Below are 1,742 nucleotides of genomic sequence, written 5' to 3'. Positions count from 1 at the left end.
GTAAAAGCACTTCACCTAAAAAATAGGATAAATGAAATTGATATTTTAAAGCTTGTTCATAATCAGTGCATTTTTCTAAAGGAGGATATTTAAGTTGAGGAAATACTTTTATAGTTTCTTGATAAATTCTTTTTTCTTTTTTATATTGTTTTTTTATTTGATAAAGTTTTTTACATAATCTTATATACCCCCCCCCATTATTATTATATTCTATCATAGCTTGTCCTAGTTTATAAGCAAGATGATTTTTTATCCTTTGTATAGCTGAGTTAGGATTTTGCATAAATTTCCTTTTTGGTGTTTAGGTAAAATATTATTATATCACACTTCATAAGCAAAAAATAGTAGCTAAATATTATCCTCGCACATTTTTTCAAATTCTTGATAATATTTCCAAGAAGCAACTATATCTGGACGGTGTTGTTTTATATGAATGAGTTCTTTATCTAATTTAACTTTGTATTTTTTTAAAATATCATGATTGTATTTCATAAAATCTAAAATTGCATGCTCATTGATTATTTTTTCCCTCTCTTTTCTGTAAAATTGTTCTAAATGAAACAAATAACTTTTTAAATAATTACTAAATTTATTATATACCATTTTATTATTATATACATGTTGGGCATATTTTTTATTTAAAAATATATTAATTCCAATATCTTGTAATAAAAATGTACTATCAGTAAAACACGTTGTACAATTTAAATATTCTTCTAATGATAATTTCAATTTTGTAATTTCCAGCTCTATCTCGCATCCTTCGTATTTTAAATAAAATATTTTTGGAAAAAATAAATAATCGACATGATTGTCAGACGAATTTAATTTTGAGTTAAATAATTCGGAAACTTTTGGGGGATTAAAATGAAGTATTTTAGATAACTGTAATAAAGTTTTAAAGGAATTTTGAGGTAAAATGTCTTTCATATCTAAATAATATATTCTTTGAATTATATGTTTTAACTCTTTAATTTTAATATGTAAAATATAAAAATCTCCATATTTATTATCAGCGTATTCTTTAATAGTATTTAAGGTTGGATTTCCATTTTCATCTGGATATGCATAAGGAACTTGAATCTGAAAAAGTTTTTCTATAGGAAAATCATCTATATTTACACGATTGCAAATTTTATCTTTAGGATGTTTTAAATTACCATAGTGATTTACAATAGGTTTTAAAATCGATATAAAATCTCTTACAACACAAATAGCTGGAACTTTTTTCTGAATCAAATTATAAAATTTAATACCAAAATTAAAATTATATTTATTTAAGCATCCTGCAAGAATAATTGCATTATAAGATTTTGGATTTGCAATAAGCATACGATAAGAATCCAAATACTGAAACAACGGATCTCCCCAATGTCTATTTAGATTAATATTGCATAATCTCAAATATCTTGTCATGGCAGTTGTTCCAGCACCATGAATCAATAAAAACACAAACTCATAATTCTCTGGTAAAGGCAAATTCATTTCCCATGCAAGTTCAGCAGCTATATTATGATAATTGATTGTTTCATTTTTATCATTGAGTTTTTTAGGATCAAGTAATGAGGGATAAGGGTGGTTTTGTTTTTTATATTTTTCATTAAAATCATTTGATAATAACCATTCTTCTATGAGATTAAAATGTTTTAAGAAAAAAGTAAAATTATGAAAAATATTATCTAGTATAGCTTTATAATCTTTATGAGTGTTTAATATATTTTCTATTGTTAAAACTTTTTTTA

Annotated in this window: 1 protein-coding gene and 1 pseudogene; both read right to left on the bottom strand. The window is 23.7% G+C overall.

What is annotated here, in order from left to right; all coding sequences use genetic code 11:
* A pseudogene (locus GRQ01_RS07460) lies at positions 1-283 on the bottom strand (DUF2972 domain-containing protein); the annotation flags it as partial.
* Positions 284-348: 65 nt separating this feature from the next.
* On the bottom strand, positions 349-1,742 hold a 1,394-nt coding region (locus tag GRQ01_RS07455; protein ID WP_158335129.1), incomplete at its 5' end, for a DUF2972 domain-containing protein.

The sequence above is a fragment of the Campylobacter bilis genome (assembly GCF_016806695.1).
Lineage (GTDB): Bacteria > Campylobacterota > Campylobacteria > Campylobacterales > Campylobacteraceae > Campylobacter_D > Campylobacter_D bilis.
Note: the sequence above shows the minus strand (reverse complement) of the source record. Positions and strands in the feature narration are given on the sequence as shown.